Source organism: Photorhabdus sp. RM323S (genome assembly GCF_042879375.1).
Classification (GTDB): Bacteria; Pseudomonadota; Gammaproteobacteria; order Enterobacterales; family Enterobacteriaceae; genus Photorhabdus; species Photorhabdus tasmaniensis.
The window spans coordinates 1-954 of sequence record NZ_JBHFKZ010000160.1; the positions used below are offsets into that span (position 1 = coordinate 1).

General features: G+C 48.8%; 1 protein-coding gene. It reads right to left on the minus strand.

All coding sequences use genetic code 11. The features are described from left to right. On the minus strand, window positions 1–781 hold a 781-nt coding region (locus ACGF7G_RS22420; protein ID WP_387468487.1), incomplete at its 3' end, for a reverse transcriptase N-terminal domain-containing protein. Window positions 782–954 lie beyond the last annotated feature (173 nt).

The following is a 954-nucleotide window of genomic DNA, read 5'->3' on the forward strand; positions in this document are numbered from 1 at the left end:
GCTTTCCACACGTCTGAGCGAGTTGTTCCTGCAACCCATCTAGCGCCAAGTTAGCCAGGGCGGGGGATAATATCCCCCCCTGTGGCGTACCCTCCCGGGTTTGGAAGCGTTGTTGGTTTTCAAGGTAACCGGCTTTGAGCCATTTATTCAAAATATTCCGTGATAACGGAACGTGCTCAAGTAACCCGCTGTGTGATAGGTTATCAAAACAGCCTTTAATATCACCCTCAAGAACCCATCTGGCCGCATTTACCTTCGAGAAGATGCTAAAGCAATGCTCGATGGCATCTGCTGTGGATCTTCCTAACCTGAACCCGTAAGAATGGGGGTCCGCTATGGTTTCTGAGACCAGTTCCAATGCGAGTAGATAGAGAGCTTGCATTGCTCTGTCAACCATACAAGGGATACTTAACGGTCTTTTCTTGCCCTGACTTTTAGGGATGTATATCCGCCGTAGTGGCTTTGGACGGTAGCCACGAGATTTCAGTGTCGTGATCGCGTGGTATTTTGACTTTGACGTTGTCCAAGTCACTCGATCGACACCCGCCGTTCTCTTTCCCCGATTTTCGGTCACTCGTTTGACGGCAAGCGCTTTGCCGCTAAATGAGTGGGTTAGCAGTCTTTGCAAAGCTTTCACTTTGTTCCACCTGCCTTCCTTTGTCGCCTTAACGATACGCATCTGGAGCCTTTTGACTTCCCGGTGGCAGCTTTCCCAAGGGATAAGGTGCCAGAGTTCCGAACTGTCCAAGGGTGCACCGACACCGTTTATTTGCGTCGTCATCTGCTTTCCTTGTATAAAAGGTTGATCAAATTATCTCGTTAAGAAAAACCCAGCCGAAGTCTGCCCGTTTTCACGTAGGATGATATTGCTAACTCACTCAATCCCTATCTGCCTCATTACAAGGTAGCATTCGCTTTTTCGGCTATCCTTTACCCGCATAGCTATCGGCTCAT